Origin of the sequence: Actinomadura miaoliensis, from assembly GCF_039536785.1 — a bacterium.
GTDB lineage: Bacteria > Actinomycetota > Actinomycetes > Streptosporangiales > Streptosporangiaceae > Spirillospora > Spirillospora miaoliensis.
On sequence record NZ_BAAAZG010000056.1, the window covers coordinates 9,457 to 29,943 of the forward strand.

The 20,487-nt window shown below is 71.9% G+C and carries 18 protein-coding genes; 11 read left to right on the top strand and 7 right to left on the bottom strand.

Annotation, left to right across the window (positions count from 1 at the left end; translation table 11 throughout):
• Positions 1 to 12 precede the first annotated feature (12 nt).
• The 4 genes from ABD811_RS35370 to ABD811_RS35385 all read right to left on the bottom strand — a co-directional run bounded on the left by ABD811_RS35370 (position 13) and on the right by ABD811_RS35385 (position 7,600).
• The gene (locus ABD811_RS35370; RefSeq protein WP_344956489.1) at positions 13 to 2,331 is read right to left on the bottom strand and encodes a WD40/YVTN/BNR-like repeat-containing protein; all 2,319 of its coding nucleotides are present in this window, start codon (positions 2,329 to 2,331) and stop codon (positions 13 to 15) included.
• 154 nt (positions 2,332 to 2,485) lie between these two features.
• Complete coding sequence (locus tag ABD811_RS35375; RefSeq protein ID WP_344956490.1) at positions 2,486 to 4,021, bottom strand: glycoside hydrolase family 43 protein; 1,536 nt, start codon at positions 4,019 to 4,021, stop codon at positions 2,486 to 2,488.
• Positions 4,018 to 6,390 carry a beta-glucosidase family protein gene (locus tag ABD811_RS35380; RefSeq protein ID WP_344956491.1) on the bottom strand — a complete coding sequence of 791 codons (2,373 nt, stop codon included), beginning with the start codon at positions 6,388 to 6,390 and terminating at the stop codon, positions 4,018 to 4,020. The genes ABD811_RS35375 and ABD811_RS35380 overlap by 4 nt, the downstream gene beginning before the upstream one ends.
• Before the next feature lie 187 nt (positions 6,391 to 6,577).
• Positions 6,578 to 7,600, bottom strand: coding sequence for a LacI family DNA-binding transcriptional regulator (locus ABD811_RS35385; protein WP_344956492.1), 1,023 nt, complete (start codon positions 7,598 to 7,600; stop codon positions 6,578 to 6,580).
• A gap of 268 nt (positions 7,601 to 7,868) precedes the next feature.
• On the opposite strand from ABD811_RS35385, the gene ABD811_RS35390 reads away from it, so the two are divergent.
• The 8 genes from ABD811_RS35390 to ABD811_RS35425 all read left to right on the top strand — a co-directional run bounded on the left by ABD811_RS35390 (position 7,869) and on the right by ABD811_RS35425 (position 16,154).
• A complete protein-coding gene (locus ABD811_RS35390; protein ID WP_344956493.1) occupies positions 7,869 to 9,152 on the top strand; it encodes an extracellular solute-binding protein in 1,284 nt (427 codons plus the stop codon).
• An 8-nt stretch (positions 9,153 to 9,160) separates the two neighbouring features.
• On the top strand, positions 9,161 to 10,150 hold the full coding sequence (locus ABD811_RS35395; protein WP_344956494.1) for a carbohydrate ABC transporter permease: 990 nt from the start codon (positions 9,161 to 9,163) through the stop codon (positions 10,148 to 10,150).
• Complete coding sequence (locus ABD811_RS35400) at positions 10,147 to 11,004, top strand: carbohydrate ABC transporter permease (protein ID WP_344956495.1); 858 nt, start codon at positions 10,147 to 10,149, stop codon at positions 11,002 to 11,004. Before ABD811_RS35395 ends, ABD811_RS35400 begins: the two co-directional genes overlap by 4 nt.
• Positions 11,005 to 11,010: 6 nt before the next feature.
• Positions 11,011 to 12,468: a glycoside hydrolase family 30 protein gene (locus ABD811_RS35405; RefSeq protein ID WP_344956496.1), complete on the top strand. Its 1,458-nt coding sequence runs from the start codon at positions 11,011 to 11,013 to the stop codon at positions 12,466 to 12,468.
• On the top strand, positions 12,465 to 13,586 hold the full coding sequence (locus ABD811_RS35410; protein WP_344956497.1) for a Gfo/Idh/MocA family protein: 1,122 nt from the start codon (positions 12,465 to 12,467) through the stop codon (positions 13,584 to 13,586). The genes ABD811_RS35405 and ABD811_RS35410 overlap by 4 nt, the downstream gene beginning before the upstream one ends.
• A complete protein-coding gene (locus ABD811_RS35415) occupies positions 13,583 to 14,461 on the top strand; it encodes a DUF6807 domain-containing protein (protein WP_344956498.1) in 879 nt (292 codons plus the stop codon). Before ABD811_RS35410 ends, ABD811_RS35415 begins: the two co-directional genes overlap by 4 nt.
• Positions 14,455 to 15,177 carry a cupin domain-containing protein gene (locus tag ABD811_RS35420; RefSeq protein WP_344956499.1) on the top strand — a complete coding sequence of 241 codons (723 nt, stop codon included), beginning with the start codon at positions 14,455 to 14,457 and terminating at the stop codon, positions 15,175 to 15,177. Before ABD811_RS35415 ends, ABD811_RS35420 begins: the two co-directional genes overlap by 7 nt.
• Before the next feature lie 194 nt (positions 15,178 to 15,371).
• Positions 15,372 to 16,154, top strand: a complete 783-nt coding sequence (locus ABD811_RS35425) for a GH12 family glycosyl hydrolase domain-containing protein (RefSeq protein ID WP_344956500.1) — start codon at positions 15,372 to 15,374, stop codon at positions 16,152 to 16,154.
• 17 nt (positions 16,155 to 16,171) lie between these two features.
• Here ABD811_RS35425 and ABD811_RS35430 read toward each other — a convergent pair whose 3' ends face one another.
• On the bottom strand, positions 16,172 to 16,717 hold the full coding sequence (locus ABD811_RS35430; protein ID WP_344956501.1) for a GNAT family N-acetyltransferase: 546 nt from the start codon (positions 16,715 to 16,717) through the stop codon (positions 16,172 to 16,174).
• A gap of 161 nt (positions 16,718 to 16,878) precedes the next feature.
• On the opposite strand from ABD811_RS35430, the gene ABD811_RS35435 reads away from it, so the two are divergent.
• Positions 16,879 to 17,439: a YciI family protein gene (locus tag ABD811_RS35435; protein ID WP_344956570.1), complete on the top strand. Its 561-nt coding sequence runs from the start codon at positions 16,879 to 16,881 to the stop codon at positions 17,437 to 17,439.
• Between the two features lie 349 nt (positions 17,440 to 17,788).
• Here ABD811_RS35435 and ABD811_RS35440 read toward each other — a convergent pair whose 3' ends face one another.
• Together ABD811_RS35440 and ABD811_RS35445 are read right to left on the bottom strand one after the other, a co-directional pair.
• On the bottom strand, positions 17,789 to 17,944 hold the full coding sequence (locus tag ABD811_RS35440; RefSeq protein ID WP_344956502.1) for a hypothetical protein: 156 nt from the start codon (positions 17,942 to 17,944) through the stop codon (positions 17,789 to 17,791).
• A gap of 42 nt (positions 17,945 to 17,986) precedes the next feature.
• Positions 17,987 to 18,448 carry an ATP-binding protein gene (locus ABD811_RS35445; RefSeq protein WP_344956504.1) on the bottom strand — a complete coding sequence of 154 codons (462 nt, stop codon included), beginning with the start codon at positions 18,446 to 18,448 and terminating at the stop codon, positions 17,987 to 17,989.
• Between the two features lie 300 nt (positions 18,449 to 18,748).
• Between ABD811_RS35445 and ABD811_RS35450 the strand changes: the two genes are divergently transcribed.
• A complete protein-coding gene (locus tag ABD811_RS35450; RefSeq protein WP_344956506.1) occupies positions 18,749 to 19,018 on the top strand; it encodes a hypothetical protein in 270 nt (89 codons plus the stop codon).
• Between the two features lie 468 nt (positions 19,019 to 19,486).
• On the top strand, positions 19,487 to 20,350 hold the full coding sequence (locus ABD811_RS35455; protein WP_344956508.1) for a metallophosphoesterase family protein: 864 nt from the start codon (positions 19,487 to 19,489) through the stop codon (positions 20,348 to 20,350).
• The last annotated feature ends 137 nt before the right edge of the window (positions 20,351 to 20,487 follow it).

Genomic DNA, 20,487 nt, shown 5'->3' on the forward strand with positions numbered 1-20,487 from the left:
GGCCGCCGTGGATCAGCCGGAGGTGTCGCCGTAGACGATGCCGCGGCCGTTGGTGCCCAGGTAGACGCGGCCGTAGACGCGCGGGTCGCCGGTCAGGGCCTCGCCCATGTTCCCGTACTGGTGCTGGTCGTCGTTGACGCGGACCCAGGTCGCGCCGGTGTCGTCGGAGCGGAAGACGCCCGTGACGCCGCCGACCGTCCCGACCAGGTACAGGGCCTGGTAGGAGCGGCCGGGCGCGGCCTTGCCGAAGCCGACGTTCACGGCCTTGGTGACCGCCGAGACCTTGGTGAACGAGGCGCCCGAGTCGGTGGAGTGGAACAGACCGCCGTCACCCGCCAGCCAGATGTCGCCTTCGCGGCCGGGGACGGCCTTGAACTTCGCCGACGAGGGCAGCCCGGACGCGGCGGTGGCGGTGAACGACTGGCCGCCGTTGGTGCTCACGTAGAAGCGGCCGCCCGAGAACGCGTAGAACTTCCGCGGGTTGACGCGGTCAGACTCGACCGTCGCGTTGGCGGGCACGCCCGACGACTGCGACCACGAGTTGCCGAACCCGACCGAGTACACCACCGGCTGGCCGCTGTCGCCCGGCGCCCACACGAACCGGCTGCCGTCGGCGGCCGCCGCGACCGTGCCGCCGTTGTTGATCCCACCGGGCTCCGAGGCCTGCCACCAGTTCGCGCCGCCGTCGGTGGAGAAGGCGACATGGGAGTCGTTCGGCCGCTCGGAGTCGGTGAAGTTGCCCGCCCGCACCATCACCGACGGGTTGTTCTCGGCGTAGTCCAGGCTGGTGGTGCTGGTGAACGACGGCCGCACGAACATCGTCGTCGGGACGGTGCCCAGGTTGTCGTGCCGGAAGCCGCCGATGTCGCCCAGGGCGCTGACCAGCGGGGCCCCGGACGGCGGGCTGGCCAGGTCCAGGACGGCGGTCTCCTCCAGCCCCGCCACCATGGGCCGGATGGTGAACTGGCCGCCGGAGTCCCACTGGGTCAGGTCCTCGGTGCCGTAGACGGTGGCGCCCGTCCCGTACATCATCCGGTTCGAGTTGAACGGGTCGATCTCCACCGACTCGGTCATCCAGCCGAGCTTCGGCGTGACCTCGGGCGGCGACGGGTTGGTGCCGAACGTCAGCCACGGCACGGACGAGATGTCCATCCGGTAGCGGAAGCTGCGGTTGGGGTAGCTCGTCCAGTCCCAGATCCGCGTCCAGGTCTGGCCGCCGTCGGTGCTGCGGAAGAAGATGACGTCCGGCCACCAGGAGATCTGCGTGGCGACCATGAGGGTGCCGGGGCGCTGCCGGTCGACGGTCAGGCCGCTGTAGCCGAAGTAGGCGTCCGAACTGGTCGACGGGACGGGGCTGATGCGGGTCCACGCCGACGTCCGGGTGTCGAGCTTCCACACGTCGCCCTTGCCGCCGCTGTAGGGGCCCGCGGTGTCGGACGTGGCGATGTAGAGGGCGTGGCCGGCCGCGTCCAGCACGCCCTTGTGCGCGATGTAGCCGGTCGGCTGCCCGGGGACGCGCTGCCAGGTGGCGCCCGCGTCGGTGCTGCGGTAGACGGTGTTGTCCTTGTCGGCCACGCCGGCGTAGATGGTGCGGGTGGGGCTGCCGGACGTGCCGGTGCTCTCGTCGAACGTCACCCACACCACGCCGGGCCGGTGGCTGCCGTACCCGTTGGGGTCGGACGGGTCGTCGCTGTAGTTGCCGGGGTTGGGGAAGCTCGACACCTTCGACCAGGTCACGCCCCGGTCGGTGCTGCGCCACAGCCCGTTGCCCTCGGGGGCGCCGAGGTAGAGCACGCGGTTGTCGTTGGGGTCGACGACGAGCCGTTCGCCCATGCCGCGTCCGGGCATGTTGCCGCCGAGCTTGAACGGCAGTCGCGTGACCTGCCAGGTGTTGCCCCGGTCGGACGAGCGCAGCACGGCGCCGTTCTCGGGGTCCCAGCCGTTGGTGTACATCCCGGCGGCGACGTAGACGCGGCGGGCGTCCACGGGGTCGGCGGCCAGGCTGACCACGCCGTTGTAGCCCCACCGGTCCCAGCCGACCCAGTCCAGCAGCGGGATCCAGCGCCGGGCCGACTGGTCCCAGCGGTAGGCGCCGCCGATGTCGGTCCGGGCGTAGATCAGGTTGCGCTCCTTGCGGCTGAAGACGATCCCCGGGACGAACCCGCCGCCCGCGATCTGCACGTTCCGCCACGTGTAGGTCTCGGCGGCGGCCGTCGCGGGGAGGGCGACGGCGGGGGCGGGGACGGCCAGCGGCGCGGCGCTCAGCGCGAGCGCGGCCAGCAGTGTCACCGTGCGGCGGGGTCTGCGGGGTTTGCGACGGTCTCCTCGCATCGGGGGCCTCCTCGTGACGCGGTTGCCCCCGGAGGGTGGTCGAAGCGTTTCGACACGGTCAAGGAAAGCGCCCGCCGGGCGGCAACTTTCACCCGGCCGCCGCGCGATCCCGCAGGTCGCCGGGCGACCGCCCGGCGACCACAGGAAAGGCCGCTCAGGGCTCGCCGTCGAGGGGCGAGTACTCGAACCAGTCGAAGTCGGCGAACCGTTCGGGGGCGGGGCCGGACGCGAACATGCCGACGTAGACGCCGGTGAACCCGCCCGCCGTCTGGGTGTTGAGGAACCGCCCGTCGAACGGTTCGCCGAGGGGCTCCCAGGCCCCGGGCCGGGTGGCGAAGCGCGCCTGGTACTCCTGCCCGTGCGCCTCGAACCCCAGCCAGAGCCGGTGCGGGACGGAGGTGTGCTCGGCCAGCACCGTGTCCCGGCCCTGCTCGCGGCGCACGAGCCGCAGCCCCTGCGCGGTGGACGCCAGGACCACATGGAACTCGTGGTTGAGCACGAGCGCGAGCCCCGCCTGGTCCCCTTCGTGCTCAGGCGTGAACTCCATGGCCGCGTACGCGGCGAAGTCCATGTGCTGCTGCCGCCGTCCGACGAACGACGGATTGGCCAGATCGGCCAAAGTGTGGCGGCGCAGCCGCAACCGCAGGTGCCCGGGACGGTCGGTCAGGCTCCACCACTGTTCGCGCGGGGTGCGCAGCATGTTCCAGTACGGCGCCAGGTCCGGGGCGTCGAAGTGGTCGCATGCCGGGGCGGCGGGCCAGCGGTGCTCGGGGAGCGACGGCGCGGCGTGGACGGCCTCCACCGGCCCCGCCACGGGCCAGCCGTCCTCCCAGCGGACGGGCGTCAGGAACGTCTCGCGGCCCAGGTTGCAGTAGTAGCCCCCGTAGGGACGCCAGGCCAGCAGCACCATCCACCATTCCCCGTCGGGGGTGTCGACCAAGTCGGCATGGCCCGTCCCCACGATCGGGTGGTCCCGGCCGAGGTGCCGGTGCGTCAGCACGGGGTTGCGCGGGTTCCCCTCGTAGGGGCCGGTGACGGCGTCGGAGCGGGCGACCACCACCGCGTGGTCGTGGAAGGTGCCGCCCTCGGCCGTCACCAGCACGTACCGGCCGTCGACCTTGTAGAGGTGGGGCGCCTCCGGCCAGATCGCCTGCCTGACCGCGCCCTCCCAGATCACGTGCTCGGGACCGGTCGTCCGCAGCGCGGCGGTGTCGAACTCCCGCAGCAGGATCTGGCACTCGTCGTTGAGCTCCCCGGTCGTCTTCGGCCGGGTCTCGGTGAACCACACCCGTCCGTCGTCGTCGAAGAACAGCGACGGGTCGATCCCCTTGCCCTCCAGCCAGGTGGGCTCCGACCACGGCCCGGCCGGGTCGGTCGCGGTCACCACGAAGTGGCCCAGCCCGTCGACGAGCGTGCACACCACGTAGAACGTGCCGTCGTGGTGGCGGATCGTCGGCGCGTACAGCCCGGCCGAGGGCCGGATGCCGTCCAGGTAGAGCTGCGACGGCCGGTCCAGGACGTGCCCGAGCTGCCGCCAGTGCACCAGGTCGCGGCTGTGGAACACCGGAAGGCCGGGAAACCACTCGAACGTGGACGTCACCAGGTAGAAGTCGCCGCCCACGCGGCAGATCGACGGGTCGGGGTTCATCCCCGGCAGGATCGGGTTGCGAAACCTCTTCGGCGCGCTCACAGGGGGGTCACCTCCACCGGGACGGCCATCACGCGATCGGCGCCGAGCACGCGCCGCGGCCCCTCCAGGGTGAACGAGCCCCGCAGCGGAAGGTCCTCACTGGACCGCCCCACCAGCACCTCCACGACTCCCGGCTCCACGACGCGCGTCAGGTCGCACCCGGTGAACGAGGTGCGGTCGGCGTGCACCGTGAACTCCACCCGTACGGCCCGCCCCGGTTCGATGCGCGTCTTCGCCCATCCGGCCAGCCAGCGCGTGGGCCGGACCACGGACGACACCGGGTCGGCCAGGTAGAGCTGGACGACCTCCGTGCCGGCCCGTTCCCCCACGTTGCGGACCACCGCGCTCACCCGTACCGACCCGTCGGTCGCCGCCACGGGGTCGACGGCCAGCTCCTCGTAGGCGAACGTCGTCCAGCTCAGCCCGTGCCCGAACGGGAACAGCGGCGTGGAGTCCACCGTGCTCCACTGGTGCGGGGAGTCCAGGCGGGAGCGCAGGTACACCACCGGGGCGCCGTACGGCCTGCGCGGCATGCTCACCGGGAGCCGCCCCCGGGGCTCGGCGCGCCCGGTCAGGACCGCAGCCAGGGCCGCGCCGCCCTCCTCCCCGGGGAAGAACGCCTGCACGACCGCCGCCGCACGTTCCGCGACGGCGCCCAGCGCGTACGGGCGTCCCGACAGCAACACCACGACGGTGGGCGTTCCCGTGGCCAGGACGGCTTCGGCGAGCTCGGCCTGACGGCCCGGCAGCGCCAGCGTCTCGACGTCGCAGCCCTCGCCGGAGGTGCCGCGCCCGAACAGCCCGGCCCGGTCGCCGAGCGCCAGCACGCACACCTCGGCATCCCGCGCGGCGGCGACGGCGGCGGCGATCTCGGTGTCGTCGGCCCCCAGCACGTCGCCGCCCGGCACGACCCGCAGCTCGGCGAACTCGCCGCGCAGCGCGTCGGCCAGCGTCGGGAACTCCACGCCCAGCGGCAGGTCCGGGTCCGACCGGCCGACGTGGTTGGGGAAGGCGTAGCAGCCCATCATCCCGTACCGCTCGTCGGCCAGCGGCCCGACCAGGGCGACCCGCGCGTCCGGGCGCAGCGGCAGCGTCCCGTCGTCGGCCAGCAGGACGACCGACTCCTCGGCCAGCCGCCGCGCCAGCTCGCGGTGCGCGGGCGGGTCGAACACCGGCGCCCCGTCCGCGGCCGGGACGAAGACCGGCGCCCCGTCCGCGGGCTCACCGTCACCGGGCCCGTCCAGCAGGCCGAGCTCCGCCTTGAGCGTGAGGACGCGCGACGCGGCCCGGTCGAGCAGCTCCTCGGGGATCTCGCCCTTGCGCACCGCCTCCACCAGCGGCTCGCCGTAGCAGCGCACCGACGGCAGCTCCACGTCGATGCCGGCCGCCAGCGCGCGCGCCGCCGCCTCCTTCCGGGACCCGGCCACCCCGTGCCGCGACTGCAGGAACGAGACCGCGAAGTAGTCGGACACCACCACGCCGGTGAAACCGAGCTCCTCGCGCAGCAACCGGGTCAGCAGCCATTCGCTGCCCGACGCGGGAACCCCGTCGATATCGGTGTAGGAGGGCATGACCGACCGGGGCCGGCCCTCCCGCAGCGCCATGACGAACGGTTCCAGCAGCACGTCGGCGACCTCGCGCGGCCCGGCGGCGGTCGGCGCCATGTTGCGCGCGTCCCGCGACGCCGAGTACCCGGCGAAGTGCTTGAGCGTGGCGACGACGCCGCCGCTCTCCAGGCCCTTGACGTAGGCGGTGCCGAGGGTGCCGACGAGATACGGGTCCTCGCCGATGCACTCCTCCGTCCGGCCCCAGCGGGCGTCGCGCACCACGTCCAGCACCGGCGCGAACCCCTGGTGGACGCCGACGCGCCGCATGGACGCAGCGATGGCGGCGGCCATCTCGCCGACCAGCCCGGGGTCGAAGCTCGCGCCCCACGCCGGCGGGCTGGGGAACACGGTGGCCTGCCAGGTCATGAAGCCGGTCAGGCACTCCTCGTGCGCGATGGCGGGCAGCCCGAACCGGTTGGCGGAGACGACCACGCGCTGCAGCTCGCGCAGCCGGGCGGCGCCCTCGGCCGGGGCGACCGGGGCGGTGCCGAACACCCGGGTCAGGTGCCCCAGGCCCCAGCGGGCCTGCTCGTCCAGCGTCAGGGCCCGGTCGCCGGGCATGGGCTCGTCGGCCTCGTCCTCGCGCGGCGACACCGGCTCCCCGGGCTCGGCGGGCAGCGCCCAGAACGAGCCGAGCTGACCGGCCTTCTCCTCCACGGTCATCCGGCCCAGCAGGTCGGCGACGCGTTCGGCGACCGGCAGCCGGGGGTCGCGCCACGGGGGGCTGGCCACGGGCGCGTGCTGCGGCAGCGCTTCGGTCATGAGTCCTCCAGGAATGCAGGGGCGCGCCGGCGCCCGCGGGCGCGACACGGCGGGACGGGGCGGGCTGCGGCGGTCGGGGGCGGGCGGCAGGGGAGGAGCGCTCGAACGGCGGCGGTCGAACGCGTCGGACGGGCAGGGACGGGAGCCGCGGAGGCGGCGGGCGGATGGCCGGATCCGGACTGCGCGGTCAGGCGGTCGGGGGCGGGGCGGTGGAGTGCCGCACGCGCAGCTCCGTGGCCAGCTCCACGCGCGGGCTGAGCAGCGGGCGGCCGTCCAGCAGCTGCAGCAGCTTGCTGGCGGCGGTGCGGCCCATCTCCTCCAGCGGCTGGCGGACGGTGGTCAGCGGCGGCGACATCCACTCGCACGTCGGCAGGTCGTCGAAACCGACCACGCTGAGGTCCTCGGGCACGCGCAGCCCGGCCTGGCGGGCGGCCTCGTAGGCGCCCATGGCCTGCTCGTCGCTGCCCGCGAAGATGGCGGTCGGCCGGTCCGGCAGCGCCAGCAGCTCGCGGGTGCGGGCGAAGCCGCCGCGGTGCCGGAAGTCGCCGTAGCGGATCAGCTGCCGGTCGACCGCGACGCCCGCGCGTTCCAGCGCGGTGCGGTAGCCGTCCACCCGGGCCTGGGTGCACAGCATGTCGGCCGGGCCGCCGATCATCGCGATCCGGCGGTGGCCGAGCTCCAGCAGGTGCTCGGTCGCGGCCAGGCCGCCCGCCCAGTTGGTGGCGCCGACGCTGGCGATGTCGGCGTCGGGCAGGTTGACCGGGTCGACCAGCACCAGCCCGACCCCGGCGCGTTCGAGCTGGCGGCGCTGCTGGCGGGTCATCCGGGAGGTCACCAGGATCACCCCGTCGCTGTGGTGCAGCGCGGGCAGGTTCTGCCAGCTCGGCGGGCGGGCGTCGTCCTCGCGGACCAGGGAGACCACCACGCCGATGCCGCGCTCGGCGCACTCGGCCTCCACACCGCGCAGGATCTCCACCGCCCACGGGCTGTCCAGCCCGGCCAGCACCAGGTCGATCAGCCCGGACCGGCGGGCGCGCCGCCCGCCGCCCGGCCCGGCGTAGTTGTGCGAGCGCAGCAGCTCCTCGACCCGCTCGCGGGTCGCCGGGGCCACGTCGGTGCGGCCGTTGAGCACCTTGGAGACCGTGGCGGGGGACACCCCGGCCTCCGACGCGATCAGCGCGAGGGTGGGACGGGACGGCTGGTCGGACATGGACGCTCCTCCCCGATGGACGATTGCGAACAGTATCGCAATCTTTCGGGGCCGGATAGCCCCATTTGCCCGCCTTTCCCTTGCGCCGGAATGAGGTCTTGACCATAAGAAGGGGCTTTCTTAGAGTTCCTCGGCAACACCACCTTCCGCAGCATTTCGAAAAGTTTCGAAAGCGGCCGGCGGCGACCCGCCGATCCGTCCGTCTCGATCCGTCCGTCTCGATCCCCTGACGACACCCCCAACCCACCCCGAGCCCAGGAGGACTCCGATGGGCACCGCACCCCTCTCGCGCCGCACGTTCCTGGCCGCAGCCGGACTGGCCGGACTGTCCGCCCCCCTCCTCAGCGCCTGCGGCGGCGGCTCCGGCGGCTCGTCCGACAAGACCATCGAGTGGTGGAACATCGCCACCACCGATCCCGGCAGGACGCTGTGGCCGCAGGCCGTGAAGGAGTACCAGGCCGCTCACCAGGGCGTGACCATCAAGCAGAACTCGATGGAGAACGACGCCTACAAGTCGAAGATGACCGCGCAGACCGCCTCCGGGAAGCTGCCCGACATCTTCCACACCTGGGGCGGCGGCGTGCTCAAGCAGCAGGTCGACGCGGGGCTGGTGCGGGACATCACCGACGACGTGGCGCCCTGGATCAACAACCTGTCGCCGGTCGCGCGGCAGGCGTACCAGTTCGACGGCAAGACCTACGCCATTCCCTACGACGTCGGCATGGTGGGGTTCTGGTACAACAAGGCGCACTTCGAGAAGGCCAAGATCGAGGCGCCCCCCGCCACCTGGGCCGAGTTCCTGGAGGCCGTCCGCAAGCTCAAGGCGGCCGGCGTGGCCCCGATCGCGCTGGCCGGCAAGGAGAAGTGGCCCGGCCACTACTACTGGGCCTACCTGGCCATCCGCGTCGGGGGAGTGGCCGCCGTACAGCAGGCCGCCAAGACCAACGACTTCGGGAGCGACCCGTTCGTGCAGGCCGGACGGCACCTGAAGGAACTGGTGGACCTGCAGCCGTTCCAGACCGGCTTCCTCGGCGCCAGCTACCCGTCGACCGACGGGCAGGCCGCGCACATGGCCAACGGCAAGACGGCCATGGAGCTGATGGGCCAGTGGGCGCCCAGCGTGCAGAAGGACATGGGCAAGGGCCTCGGCGACGACCTCGGCTTCTTCCCGTTCCCCGCCGTGGAGGGCGGCAGCGGCGCGGTGACCGAGGTGTTCGGCGGCGGGGGCGGCAACGCCGTCGGCCGCGACGGGTCCGACACCGCCATCGACTTCCTGAAGTTCTTCGCCTCGGTCGAGAACGACCGCAAGCGCGTCGCCTCCGGCGGCTACCTGCCGATCACCAAGGGCGCCGAGACCGCGCTGAAGGACCCCAACCTGCGCACGGTGTGGGAGACGCTGAACAAGGCGACCGGCTTCCAGCAGTTCTTCGACCAGGCCTTCCCGCCCGCCGTCGGGCAGGAGGTCAACGACCAGGTCGCCGCCCTCATCGCCGGCAAGGCCACGCCCGAGCAGGTCGCACAGGCCGTCACCCAGGCCGCCAAGGGGCAGTGAGCGAGCCGATGGCCGTATCGGTCCGCAAGTCCCCGCCCGGCCAGGACGCGGCGGCGCTGCCCGCCCGGCACCGCCGCGTCCGGCGCGACCGGCGGCGCCTGCGCGAGCGGGCGACGATCACGGCGTTCCTGCTGCCCGCGCTGGCGCTGTTCGCCGCGCTGGTCATGGTGCCGATCGTCTTCGCCCTCTACACCAGCCTGTTCCGCTGGGGCGGGTTCGGCTGGCCGGACGAGTTCGTCGGCCTGGAGAACTTCACCAAGCTGTTCCAGGACGAGGTGTTCCTCGGCGACCTGTGGCGCGGCTTCGTCCTCATCGCGCTGTCGATCTGCGTCCAGCTGCCGTTCGCGCTGTCCATGGCCGTGCTGCTCAACCAGCGGCTGCGCGGCCGGGCGTTCTACCGGCTGCTGTTCTTCGCGCCCTACGTCCTGTCGGAGGTGATCACGGGTGTGCTGTTCACCATGATCTTCTCCCCGGACACCGGGCTGGCCGACCACATCATGGACGCGGTCGGGCTGGGCGGCCTCGGCATCACCTGGTTCGCCTCGTCCTCCACCGTGCTGTTCACCGTGTTCCTGGTGATGACGTGGAAGTACTTCGGCTTCCACATGATCCTGTACCTCGCGGGCCTGCAGAGCATCCCCAAGGACGTGCTGGAGGCCGCCTCGATCGACGGCGCGGGCGCCTGGCAGCGGTTCCGGCACGTCACCCTGCCGCTGCTCGGCCCCACCATCCGGATCAGCGTGTTCCTGTCGGTGATCGGCGCGATCCAGCTGTTCGACCTGGTCTGGGTGATCACCGCGGGCGGGCCGGTGCACTCCTCGGAGACCATGGCGGTGACGATGTTCCAGTTCGGCTTCAAGCGCTACCAGGTCGGCTACGCCAGCGCGATCAGCGTCGTGATGTTCCTGATCAGCTTCGTCTTCGCCCTCTTCTACCAGCGCTACGTCCTGCGCCGCGACCTGGAGGGCGCCGTCACCAGCATGCGAGGCCGCCGATGACCCCGACCGCCCCGTCCCGCGCCCCCCGGCTGTGGTCCCGGCTGCGCGGGCTGTCCATGCACGCGATCATCTGGGTGGTCGGGGCGATGATCGTCGTCCCGCTGCTGTACGGGCTGGTGTCGGGCTTCAAGAACACCAGTGAGCTGTCGAGCAACCCGTTCGGCCTGCCCAGGGAATGGGTCACCGCGAACTACACCGGGCTGCTGGCCTCCGGGTCGTTCTGGCGGCAGATCTTCAACAGCACGGTGATCGCGCTGGCCACGGCGCTGGTGACCGTCGCGGCGTCGGCGCTGGCGGCGTACGTGTTCGCGCGCTTCGCCTTCCGCGGCCGGGAACTGGTGTTCACGCTGTTCACGATCGGGCTGATGTTCCCGTTCGCGGTGGCGATCCTGCCGCTGTTCATCATGCTGCGCACCTTCGGGCTGCTGGACAACCCGCTCGGCGTGATCCTGCCGCAGGCCGCCTTCGGCCTGCCGATGACGATCATCATTCTGCGCGGCTTCTTCCGGAACGTGCCCGGGGAGCTGGAGGAGGCCGCCATCATCGACGGCTGCACCGCGTTCGGGTTCTTCTGGCGGATCCTGCTGCCGATGGCCCGGCCCGCGCTCGCCACCGTCTCGGTGCTGGCGATCGTGACGAGCTGGAACAACTTCTTCCTCCCGCTGCTGGTGTTCACCGAGCAGGACTGGTGGACGATCCCCGTCGGCGTCCAGCAGTTCAAGGGGCAGTACGCCCAGGACACCGCCCGCATCCTGGCCTACGTGGTGCTCGCCATGGCGCCCGCGCTGGCCTTCTACGCCGTTGCCGAACGCCAGCTGATCGGCGGTCTGACCGCCGGCGCGACGAAAGGCTGAACCACGATGGCCAAGCCAACGGACCCGGCCGCCATGCCCGGCGGGCGCCTCCCGACCGGGCGTGCGCGCCGGATCGTCACCCTGGTCACGGCCGCCGCCTGCCTGGGCGCCCTGACCGCCGTCCCCGCCCGCGCCGCCGACACCACCGGCAGCGTCCGCTTCTCGGCGCGGCTGCAGCCGATCGACGGGTTCGGCATCTCCCAGGCGTTCCAGCGGGCGTCCCTGATACGCGGCGCCCGCGGCCTGTCGCCGACCAAGAGCCGCGAGGTGCTGGACCTGCTGCTCAGCAAGGACAAGGGCGCCGGCCTGTCGATCCTGCGGCTGGGCATCGGCTCGTCGGCCGACGACGTCTACGATCACATGAAGTCGATCCAGCCGGTCGACCCCGGCGGTCCCGACGCGCCGCCCAGGTACGTGTGGGACGGCGACGACGGCGGGCAGGTGTGGCTCGCCAAGGAGGCCGCCAAGTACGGCGTGAAGCGGTTCTACGCCAACGCCTGGAGCGCCCCCGCCTACATGAAGGACAACGGCGACGACGCCAACGGCGGCGCCCTGTGCGGCCTGTCCGGGACCGACTGCGCCAGCGGCGACTGGCGCACGGCGTACGCGAACTACCTCGTCCAGTACGCCAGGTTCTACAAGCGTGAAGGCATTCGCATCAGCGACCTGGCCTTCACCAACGAGCCCGACTACACGGCCACCTACGCGTCCATGCGGTTCACCCCCGCCCAGGCGGTCGAGTTCACCAAGATCCTCGGCCCGATCGCCAGGAAGGCCGGGCTCGGCGTGATCTGCTGCGAGCACACCGGATGGATGGGGCAGATCGACTACACCAAGGCGATCGAGGCCGACCCGCAGGCGCGCAGGTGGATCAGCACGTACACCGGCCACCGCTACTCCAGCGCGGCCGACGAGCCGATGCCCACCACGAAGCGCACCTGGATGTCGGAGTGGTCGCCCAACGGCGGAACCTGGAACGAGAACTGGGACGACGGCAGCGGCTATGACGGCATGACCGTCGCCGAGGACATCCACCACACCCTGACCAGCGGCAACGGCAACGGCTACGTGTACTGGCTCGGCGCCTCGCTCGGCGCGACCCGGGCGTTCATCCAGCTCGCCGACCCCGGCGACTCCTACCGGGTGTCCAAGCGGCTGTGGGCGATGGCCGCCTACAGCCGGTTCGTCCGTCCCGGCGCGCACCGGGTCCGGGCCACGGCGACCGACCCGGCGGTGAAGATCACCGCGTTCCGCAACGCCGACGGCTCACGCGTGGTGGAACTCCTCAACACCGGCGCCGCCACCCGCGCCGACCTCGCCCTCGACCAGGCCGTCCGCCGCCCCGCCGGCTACGTCACCGACTCGGCCCGCTCGCTGACCCCCGCCGACGTCGCCACCGCCAAGGGCGGCCACCTGTCGGTCGACCTGGCCCCGCGCTCCCTCACCACCGTGGTGATCCGGTGAGCGGCGGACGCAGGGTCAGGGTCGCGATCGTCGGGACGGGCGGCATCGCGCGCATCTGCCACATGCCCGCACTGCGCGCCGAACGCGGCCGCGCCGAGGTCGTCGCGGCCATGGACGTGGACGCCGCCCAGGTCGGCACCTTCTGCGCCGAACAAGACATCCCCGCCGGCTACACCGACCTCGACCGCATGCTGGAGGAGACCCGGCCCGACCTCGTGCACATCTGCACCCCGCCCGCCGCGCACGCCGCCCAGGTGATCACCTGCCTGCGCGCCGGCGCGTGGGTGCTGTGCGAGAAACCGCCGTGCCTGTCGCTGGCCGAGTACGACACGATCACGGCGGCGGAGGGGCCGGACGGCCCGTACGCGGCCATCGTCTACCAGCACCGGTTCGGCTCGGGCGCGCGGCGGCTGGGCGCGCTCGTCGACGTCGGCGCGCTGGGCCGCCCCCTCGTCGCCCAGTGCGTCACCACCTGGTACCGCGACCAGGACTACTTCGACGTCCCGTGGCGCGGCCGGTGGGACACCGAGGGCGGCGGCCCCACCCTCGGCCACGGCGTCCACCAGATGGACCTCATGCTCGCGCTCCTCGGCGACTGGGCCGAGATACGCGCGATGGCCGGCCGCCTGGACCGCCGCGTGGAGACCGAGGACGTGTCCATGGCCTCGGTGCGGTTCGCGTCGGGCGCCATGGCGACGGTACTCAACAGCGTCCTGTCGCCACGCGAGGAGAGCTACCTGCGCTTCGACTTCACCGACGCCAGCGTCGAACTGCGGCACCTGTACGGGTACGGGGACGGCGACTGGGTCTACACCCCCGCCCCACACGTGCCCGCCGAGACCGCCGCCGCCTGGACGGCCCCCGGCGCCGAGATCCCCAGCTCGCACCTGGCCCAGCTCAGCGCCCTGCTCGACTGCCACGAACGCGGCGAACGCCCGCCCACCAGCGGCCCCGGCGGCCGCCGGGCCCTGGAGTTCGTCACCGGCCTCTACAAGTCGGCGTTCACCGCACGCCCCGTCACCCGCGCCGAACTCACCCCCGACGACCCCTTCTACCACCACCTGCACGGCGACGTACCGGGCTGGGCGCCCCAGGCCGCGGCGGAGGCGGTGTCGTGAAACTGGAGCACTCGGCCGACGCCCTGTCCGTCCTGGCCGGAGGCGTGGAACTCCTGCGCTACGTCTTCCGGCCCGACATGGACCCGTTCGAGGGGCCCAAGCCCTACCTGCACCCGGTGCGCACCCTCGCCGGGGACGTGGTCACCGCGTACCGCCCCCACGACCACCGCTGGCACAAGGGCATCCAGATGACCGCGTCCCACGTGTCGGGGGAGAACTTCTGGGGCGGCGGCAGCTACGTCCGCGGCAAGGGCTACGTGGACCTGCCCAACGTCGGCACCATGCGGCACGAGGAGTTCACCGAGATCGCCGCCGACGGCGACCGCGTGCTCATCGCCGAACGCCTCACCTGGCACACCCAGAGCGGTCGGCACTGGATCGACGAGAACCGCACGTTGACCGTCCACGACGTGGCCGACGGCGCGTGGACGCTCACCTTCACCACCTCCCTGCGCAACGTCCGCGACGCCCCCCTCACCTTCGGCAGCCCCACCACCAACGGACGCGAACTGGCCGGATACACCGGGCTGTTCTGGCGCGGCCCCCGCCCGTTCACCGGCGGTGAGATCGTCGCGTCCGACGGCCGGGGCGGCGAGGCGGTGATGGGCGAACCGGGCCCGTGGCTGGCCTTCGTCGGCCGGCACGACGAGGTCGACCGCGCCTCCACGCTGCTGTTCGTGGACCCGCCCGGGGCGCGCACCCGCTGGTTCGTGCGGTCCGGCCCGTTCGCCGCCGTCAACCCGTCCTTCGCCTTCCACGACGAATTGGTCCTCGACGCGGGTGACACCCTGGACCTCGCACATCGGATCGTGATCGCCGACACTGCATGGGACCGCGACCGCATCGAGGCACACGCGAAGGAACAGACATGGTGAGCACCTTCCCCGGCGGCGTCGGGGTCTCCGGGCTGAGCGTCTACGACTGGCCCACGGCGGACGGGCTGTGCGGCGGCTCCCCGCACGTCCACCTGACGTGCGCCGAGTCGTACGTGGTGGTCGGCGGCGCCGGACGCGTGCAGACCCTCAACCACAAGGGTTTCACCGAGACGCCCCTGACCCCCGGCACCGTCGTGTGGTTCACCCCCGGCACCGTCCACCGGGCCGTCAACGACGGCGACCTGCGCATCGTCGTCGTCATGCAGAACAGCGGCCTGCCCGAGGCGGGCGACGCGGTGTTCACCTTTCCCGCCGATGTGCTCGCCGACCGCTCCGCCTACGACCGGGCCGCCGCGCTCGCCGACGGCGCCCACGTGCACGCCACCAACGAGGAGTCGGCGCGGCGCCGCCGCGACCTGGCCATCGAGGGGTTCCTCGACCTGCGCCGCCGGTTCGAGTCCGGCGACCAGGCGGCCCTGGACGACTTCTACACCGCCGCCGTCCGCCTCAAGTCCGACCGGTTCGACGAGTGGGAACGCCGCTGGCGCTCGGGCGCCCTGGCGTCGGCCGAACGCACCGGCGACCACCTCGCCGCCCTGCGCACGGGAGACCTCACCCACCTCCGCGACGCCGAACTGCACCACCACCCCGCCCCCGCCCCCGACGACCGCCGCCTGGGCATGTGCGGCCGCCTCGACGTCTACGACCTCACCTGACTTTCATCCCCGGCCACCCCCCGCCCCGTGGCCGCCGGAAGGTACATCCGGCCCCGCCTTCCGGCGGCCACGGCCCCTCCCGCGTGAAAGATTCCGCTGACACGCCCCGGACGGCAACCTCGCGCGTGCGCTGGACGACCACGGGCGTGAGGGCCCACCCCCCCGAAAGGCCCTCACGAAAGGAGCCCCCCGCCATGCGCATCCGTTCGGCACTGACCAGCGTCGTCCTGACGGCGACTCTCGGCCTGGTCGCCGCCCCCGCCGCGCACCCGGCCACCGGTCCCGTCGGCGCGGCCGCCACCACGTGCGACTCCGGCGGCAGCATCACCATGGGCAAGTACTGGCTCAACAACAACCTGTGGGGCGCCGGCACCGGGTCGGGGACGCAGTGCGTCTCGGACTCCTACCAGTCGGGCAACACCATCGGCTGGAGCACCAACTGGAACTGGACGGGCCAGCAGAACTCGGTGAAGTCGTACGTCAGTTCCGTGCTGGGCTGGCACTGGGGCTGGAAGACGTCCGGCACCGGCCTGCCCGTGCAGCTGTCGGCGAACCGCAACGTCAACACCGGCTGGACCTTCCAGCCGAACGCGTCCGGCACCTACAACGTGGCCTACGACCTGTGGCTGCACACCATCCCCAACCCCGACTGGAGCAACAACCCCACCGACGAGGTCATGATCTGGCTGTACCGGGCGGGCGGCGCCGGCCCGCTGGGCAACAAGGTGGCGACCGTCTCCCTCGCGGGCGCCACCTGGGACCTCTACCAGGGCAACATCGGCTGGGAGGTGTACTCGTTCGTCCGCACCTCCAACACCACGTCCGCGAACTTCAACATCAGGGACTTCCTGAACCACCTGCGCTCCAACCGGGGCCTCAGCTCATCGAAGTACCTCACCAGCGTCCAGGCGGGCACCGAGGTCTTCACCGGCGGAGGCCGCCTCGCCACCGCCTCCTACTACACCAACGTCGGCTGACCGGCCCCGGCCCGTGGTCATAGTGGGGCGAGGGCCATGAGGATCTCGTCGCGGTCGTCGCCGGGGGCCAGCCGGTAGGCGCCTTGGCGGCGGCCGATCTCCTTGTAGCCGAGCCGGCCGTAGAACTCTTCCAGCCCCATGCCCGATCGGGCGGCGAGATGGAGCTGTTCCAGGCCCATCTCGTCCCGGGCCACCTGGCGGGCGTGACGCATGAGCGCCGCCCCGACACCGCGGCCACGGTAGGCGGGGTGGGACTGGACATGATGCAGGGTCCCCCAGTGCGCCACCAGCGGGTGGGGGTCGCGGCGGATGTTGAGCCAGCCGGCCAGGACGCCGTCGATCACGGCCAGGACCAGACGGCTGCGCCCGGCGTCCAGGCCGGCGATGAGCTGCTCGGCGGCCGGGGCGACCTCGGCGGCGGTGACGGGCGGGAACGGGAAGCCGACGGCACCACCGGCGTTGCTGACGGTCACCCAGCAGTCGACCAGTTCGCGGGTCAGGTCGTCGCCGATCTCCTGCGGCCGCAGGATCTGGCGCATGTGGAGGGAGGTATGGCTGGACACGGGGCGATTGTGTCAGCCGCCCCCGCCGCTGGGAGCCGCCGCCACCACGCCCGCAGGGCCGTGGCTAGCGCGTCCGCAGTCACGACGGGCCGGGCTCGCCGCGGAGAGTGCGCAGGATGGCGGTCTCCAGGGCGGCTCTCGTGGGTCTCCTCCGGGCGGTGATGAAGACTGTGCCGATGGAGTTCTTCTGCTACCACCGCGACCGGCCGGGCTCGATGGCGCTGCGCCACGAACTGCTGGAAGCGCACTGGGCCTACATGGACCGGTTCGACAAGGAGATGATCGCCCGCGGCCCGACCTTCGGCGGCGACGGCGACACGCTCACGGGCAGCGTGCACATCGTCGACCTGCCGGACCCCGCCGCCGCCCGCGCGTTCGCCTTCGACGAGCCCTGCTACCAGGCCGGCGCGTACCGGGACGTGCTGCTGCGCCGGTGGCGCAACATGCTGGGGCGCACGATGTGGGACTTTCCCGGCGGCCGGACCGGCGGCGACCGGTACCTGGTGCTCGGCCTCGGCTCGGGGGAGGCCGCCGACCTGGCGGTGCCGCCCGGCGACGATCTGATCGCCTACGGGCCGCTGCTGTCCGACGACGGCACCGCCTGGCTGGGCACGGCGGCGCTGGTCCGGGCACCGGACCCGGAGACGGCACGCGCCGTCCTGACCCCGGACCGGTACGCCGACATCGAGATCCACGCCTGGGAGTTCGGCGGACGGCGGTAACCCGGACCCCGGAGCACGCCCTTGGAAGCAAGGACCTGCCCGGCATGCGCAGCGGCGGTCATCTGTGGGGCACGTTGCGGCACCAGGCAGGACGCGCACCGCCGTCCATGACGTCCACGCTGCGGGATGTGCGCCACCTACGGCGCGGCCCGTTCGGGCTCAAGCCGGAAGCGGCCCGCCATCACGATCACGGCTGAACCGCGGCTGCTCGACTGCCGCCCCGCCGTCCGCGCCCGGCAGGTCACCGCCGTCGGCTCCTCGCTCGTCGCGGACGCCCTCCGTGGGAATGCCGCCCGGCGGCAGTGCCGGGGGATCGTGCCAGAGGACGAGTACGGCACCCGGCCCCAACTCACCACCGCCTGTCCAGCAGCCTGGACGTGACGGGGTATCGCTCGCGGACACGACGAGCGGCGGTCGAGGCCCCCGGGTCCTCCAGCCCGTAGGCGGCGAGCACCTCCTGCCACATGCGCGCCTGCCGCCGCACGTAGCGGACGCGAGGCGCCATGACGATTCCGGACCAGCCGGTCGAACACGGCAGGTCGCCCGCTCACGGCGCCTTCAACTCCGCCCACACGACCTTCCCGCCGCCCTCCGCCGGGCACCACCCCCACTGCTCGCACAGGGCGCCGACGATGAACAGCCCCCGGCCGCCCTCGGAGTCGAAGTCGGGCAACTGTTCGTCCGGCGGCGCGTCACACCCGTCCCACACCTCGACGAGCAGGTGCCGGTAGGCGTGCGACAGGCGCAGCCGGATGACACCGACCTCGATCAGCTTGGCGTACGGCACCGATCGCGGGCAGTCGGTGTAGTCGCGGTACGCCTGCGCGTCCAGAATTCCCGTCGCCTTCACGGCATTGGTGACCAGTTCCGTGACGACCAGATTGGCATTGGCCACCAGCCCGCCCGCATGCCATTCGGTCAGGATCGCCTCGGTGTGCCGCCGTGCCCAATACGACGCGTTCGGCAGTGCGACCAGCGTGACTTGCCTCCGGTGCGGCCACTCGTTCATCGGCGCCATTCCCTGCGTGCGGGGCGATTGATCGCAGGGCTGACGCGTGACCCGTGAGTCCAGGGGGACACTCGCCACCATGTCGGCCCTTCCGTATGAGGCGACCGGCAAGCCCCCTCCTGCCGGCGCCGTTCGCGTGTTCCTCGGGGCGGGGGGTGACCAGCGTGTGATCAGGCAATGGGCCGGACCACCCGGCCTCTCCGTGATCGGCATTCCTTTCTGACATAACCGCGCGGACAGGCGCTGACCTGGCACCTAAACTGTGCGGGAGTGATCGATTCGGAAGGGTGATCGGCACGCATGGACAGACGAGCAGCCATCCGTTTTTGCCGCTTTTGCGGCGGCCGCCTGGCCCGAGACGACCCCAATGAGGAGTGCGCGCCCTGCCGGGCCGGAAACCGTGATCGATTCCTGGCCCCGCCGAGCGTTCCTCTGGACTTCTGGCGGGCCGAACCGCTTTGGTCGGCGCTGGAGGACTGGCACATCGGCCGGGCCATCCACGCCTGCCTTTACCACTCCTTCCACGGTCACAAGCCGCTGTCGGCCTGCGAACGGGCAACGTTCGGCTGACGGCCCGCGCGTGGTGGCCGAGGCCGGGCTCACGCACGATCGGAGCCTCATGGTCGTGGACTCGGACGGCGGGTTCCGCAGCCAGCGCGTTGATCTAGGTGCGGCCGTTCGGGGGCCGTATAAGCCGCACGTACTTGTCACGGCCAGATCCCTCGCAGAAAATCCTTGGTAATGAGCAAAGGAGCCGGTGGTGAACAAGTAAGGACGGTTCGACGTCGCTCCAGAATGACGGCGCGCGCAAAAGGGATTGCTGTGATCTGTGCGGCGTCGGGTGCGCGCGCACGGGAGCGGGGCGTCCCCGGCGCGACGGGGGAGATCGTCGGGTGAGTGCGCAATTCGCCGACAAGTCCGGGCGGCGTGCATCATCCTGAACGAGTACCGGCCTGAACCGTCTCGCCTGATCTTCGGAATGCCGCAGGTGACGGGGCGGAGGCGGATAGGGCGACGGAATCGGCGCAAGGGGGATCTATGAAGATCGCGTTTTTCGGGGACGTGCACGGCTGCGTGCTGCATGCGCTCGGCGCGGCGGTCATGCTGCAAAGGCGCCGCGGGCTGCGGCTCGACGCCGTCGTCCAGGTGGGGGACCTGGGCGCCTTCCCCTCTCCGGACCGCATGGACGAGTCCAGCCGCAGGCTCGCCGAGAGCGACCCCGCCCAGGGCGACCTCCTCCGCCTGCTCGACCCGCCGCCGTCCCTCGCCGCCGCCGTCCGCCGGGCCCTCGAAGAGATCCCCGCGTTCCAGTTCGTCAGCGGCAACCACGAGGACCACGACTGGCTCGCCGCCGTCCACGAGGCGGCCGGCGCCCCCGTGGTCGCGCCGATCGATCCGCTCGGCGCCTTCCGGCACGTCGCCTGCGGAAGCGTCGTCCAGGTCGCCGGACGGCGCATGGCCTTCCTCGGGCTGATCGAGAGCGAATCGATGGACTTCGACCCGGACGCCTACGCCGCGCTGATGGCCGCCGAGCCCGGCAGCGTGGACGTGCTGGTCACCCACGACGGGCCCTATGCCATGTCCGAGTACCGCGGTGTCGTCCAAGGCTCCGCGAAAATGACCCGGCTCATCGAGCACCTGCAGCCCCGTCTGCACGTCAGCGGCCACTACCACCACGAGAACGGGCCCCGCCACTACGGCGCGACGACCTCCTACGCCCTGTCCCAGCTCGTCTACCCGAGGTTCGCCAGGGACGCCACCCCGCTCAACCCCGCCCAGCAGGTGATGCCGGGCAGCATCGGCCTGCTCGACACCGACACCTACGCCTTCGAGTACATCCACGACCCGTGGCTGGCCGAGGTGAAGGGGCACCCGCTGAACCTCGCCGACCTCCTCGCCTGAGGGGGAGGCCCAGGCGCTCAATGCTGTTGTGCTGTTCAACAGCCTCTACATCGACGCCGCCGTCAAGCAGTTGGCCGCCGACGGCGCCGGGCCTGCGGCAGCTACGCGATCCGTACAGCGACGACGAGACCGACAAC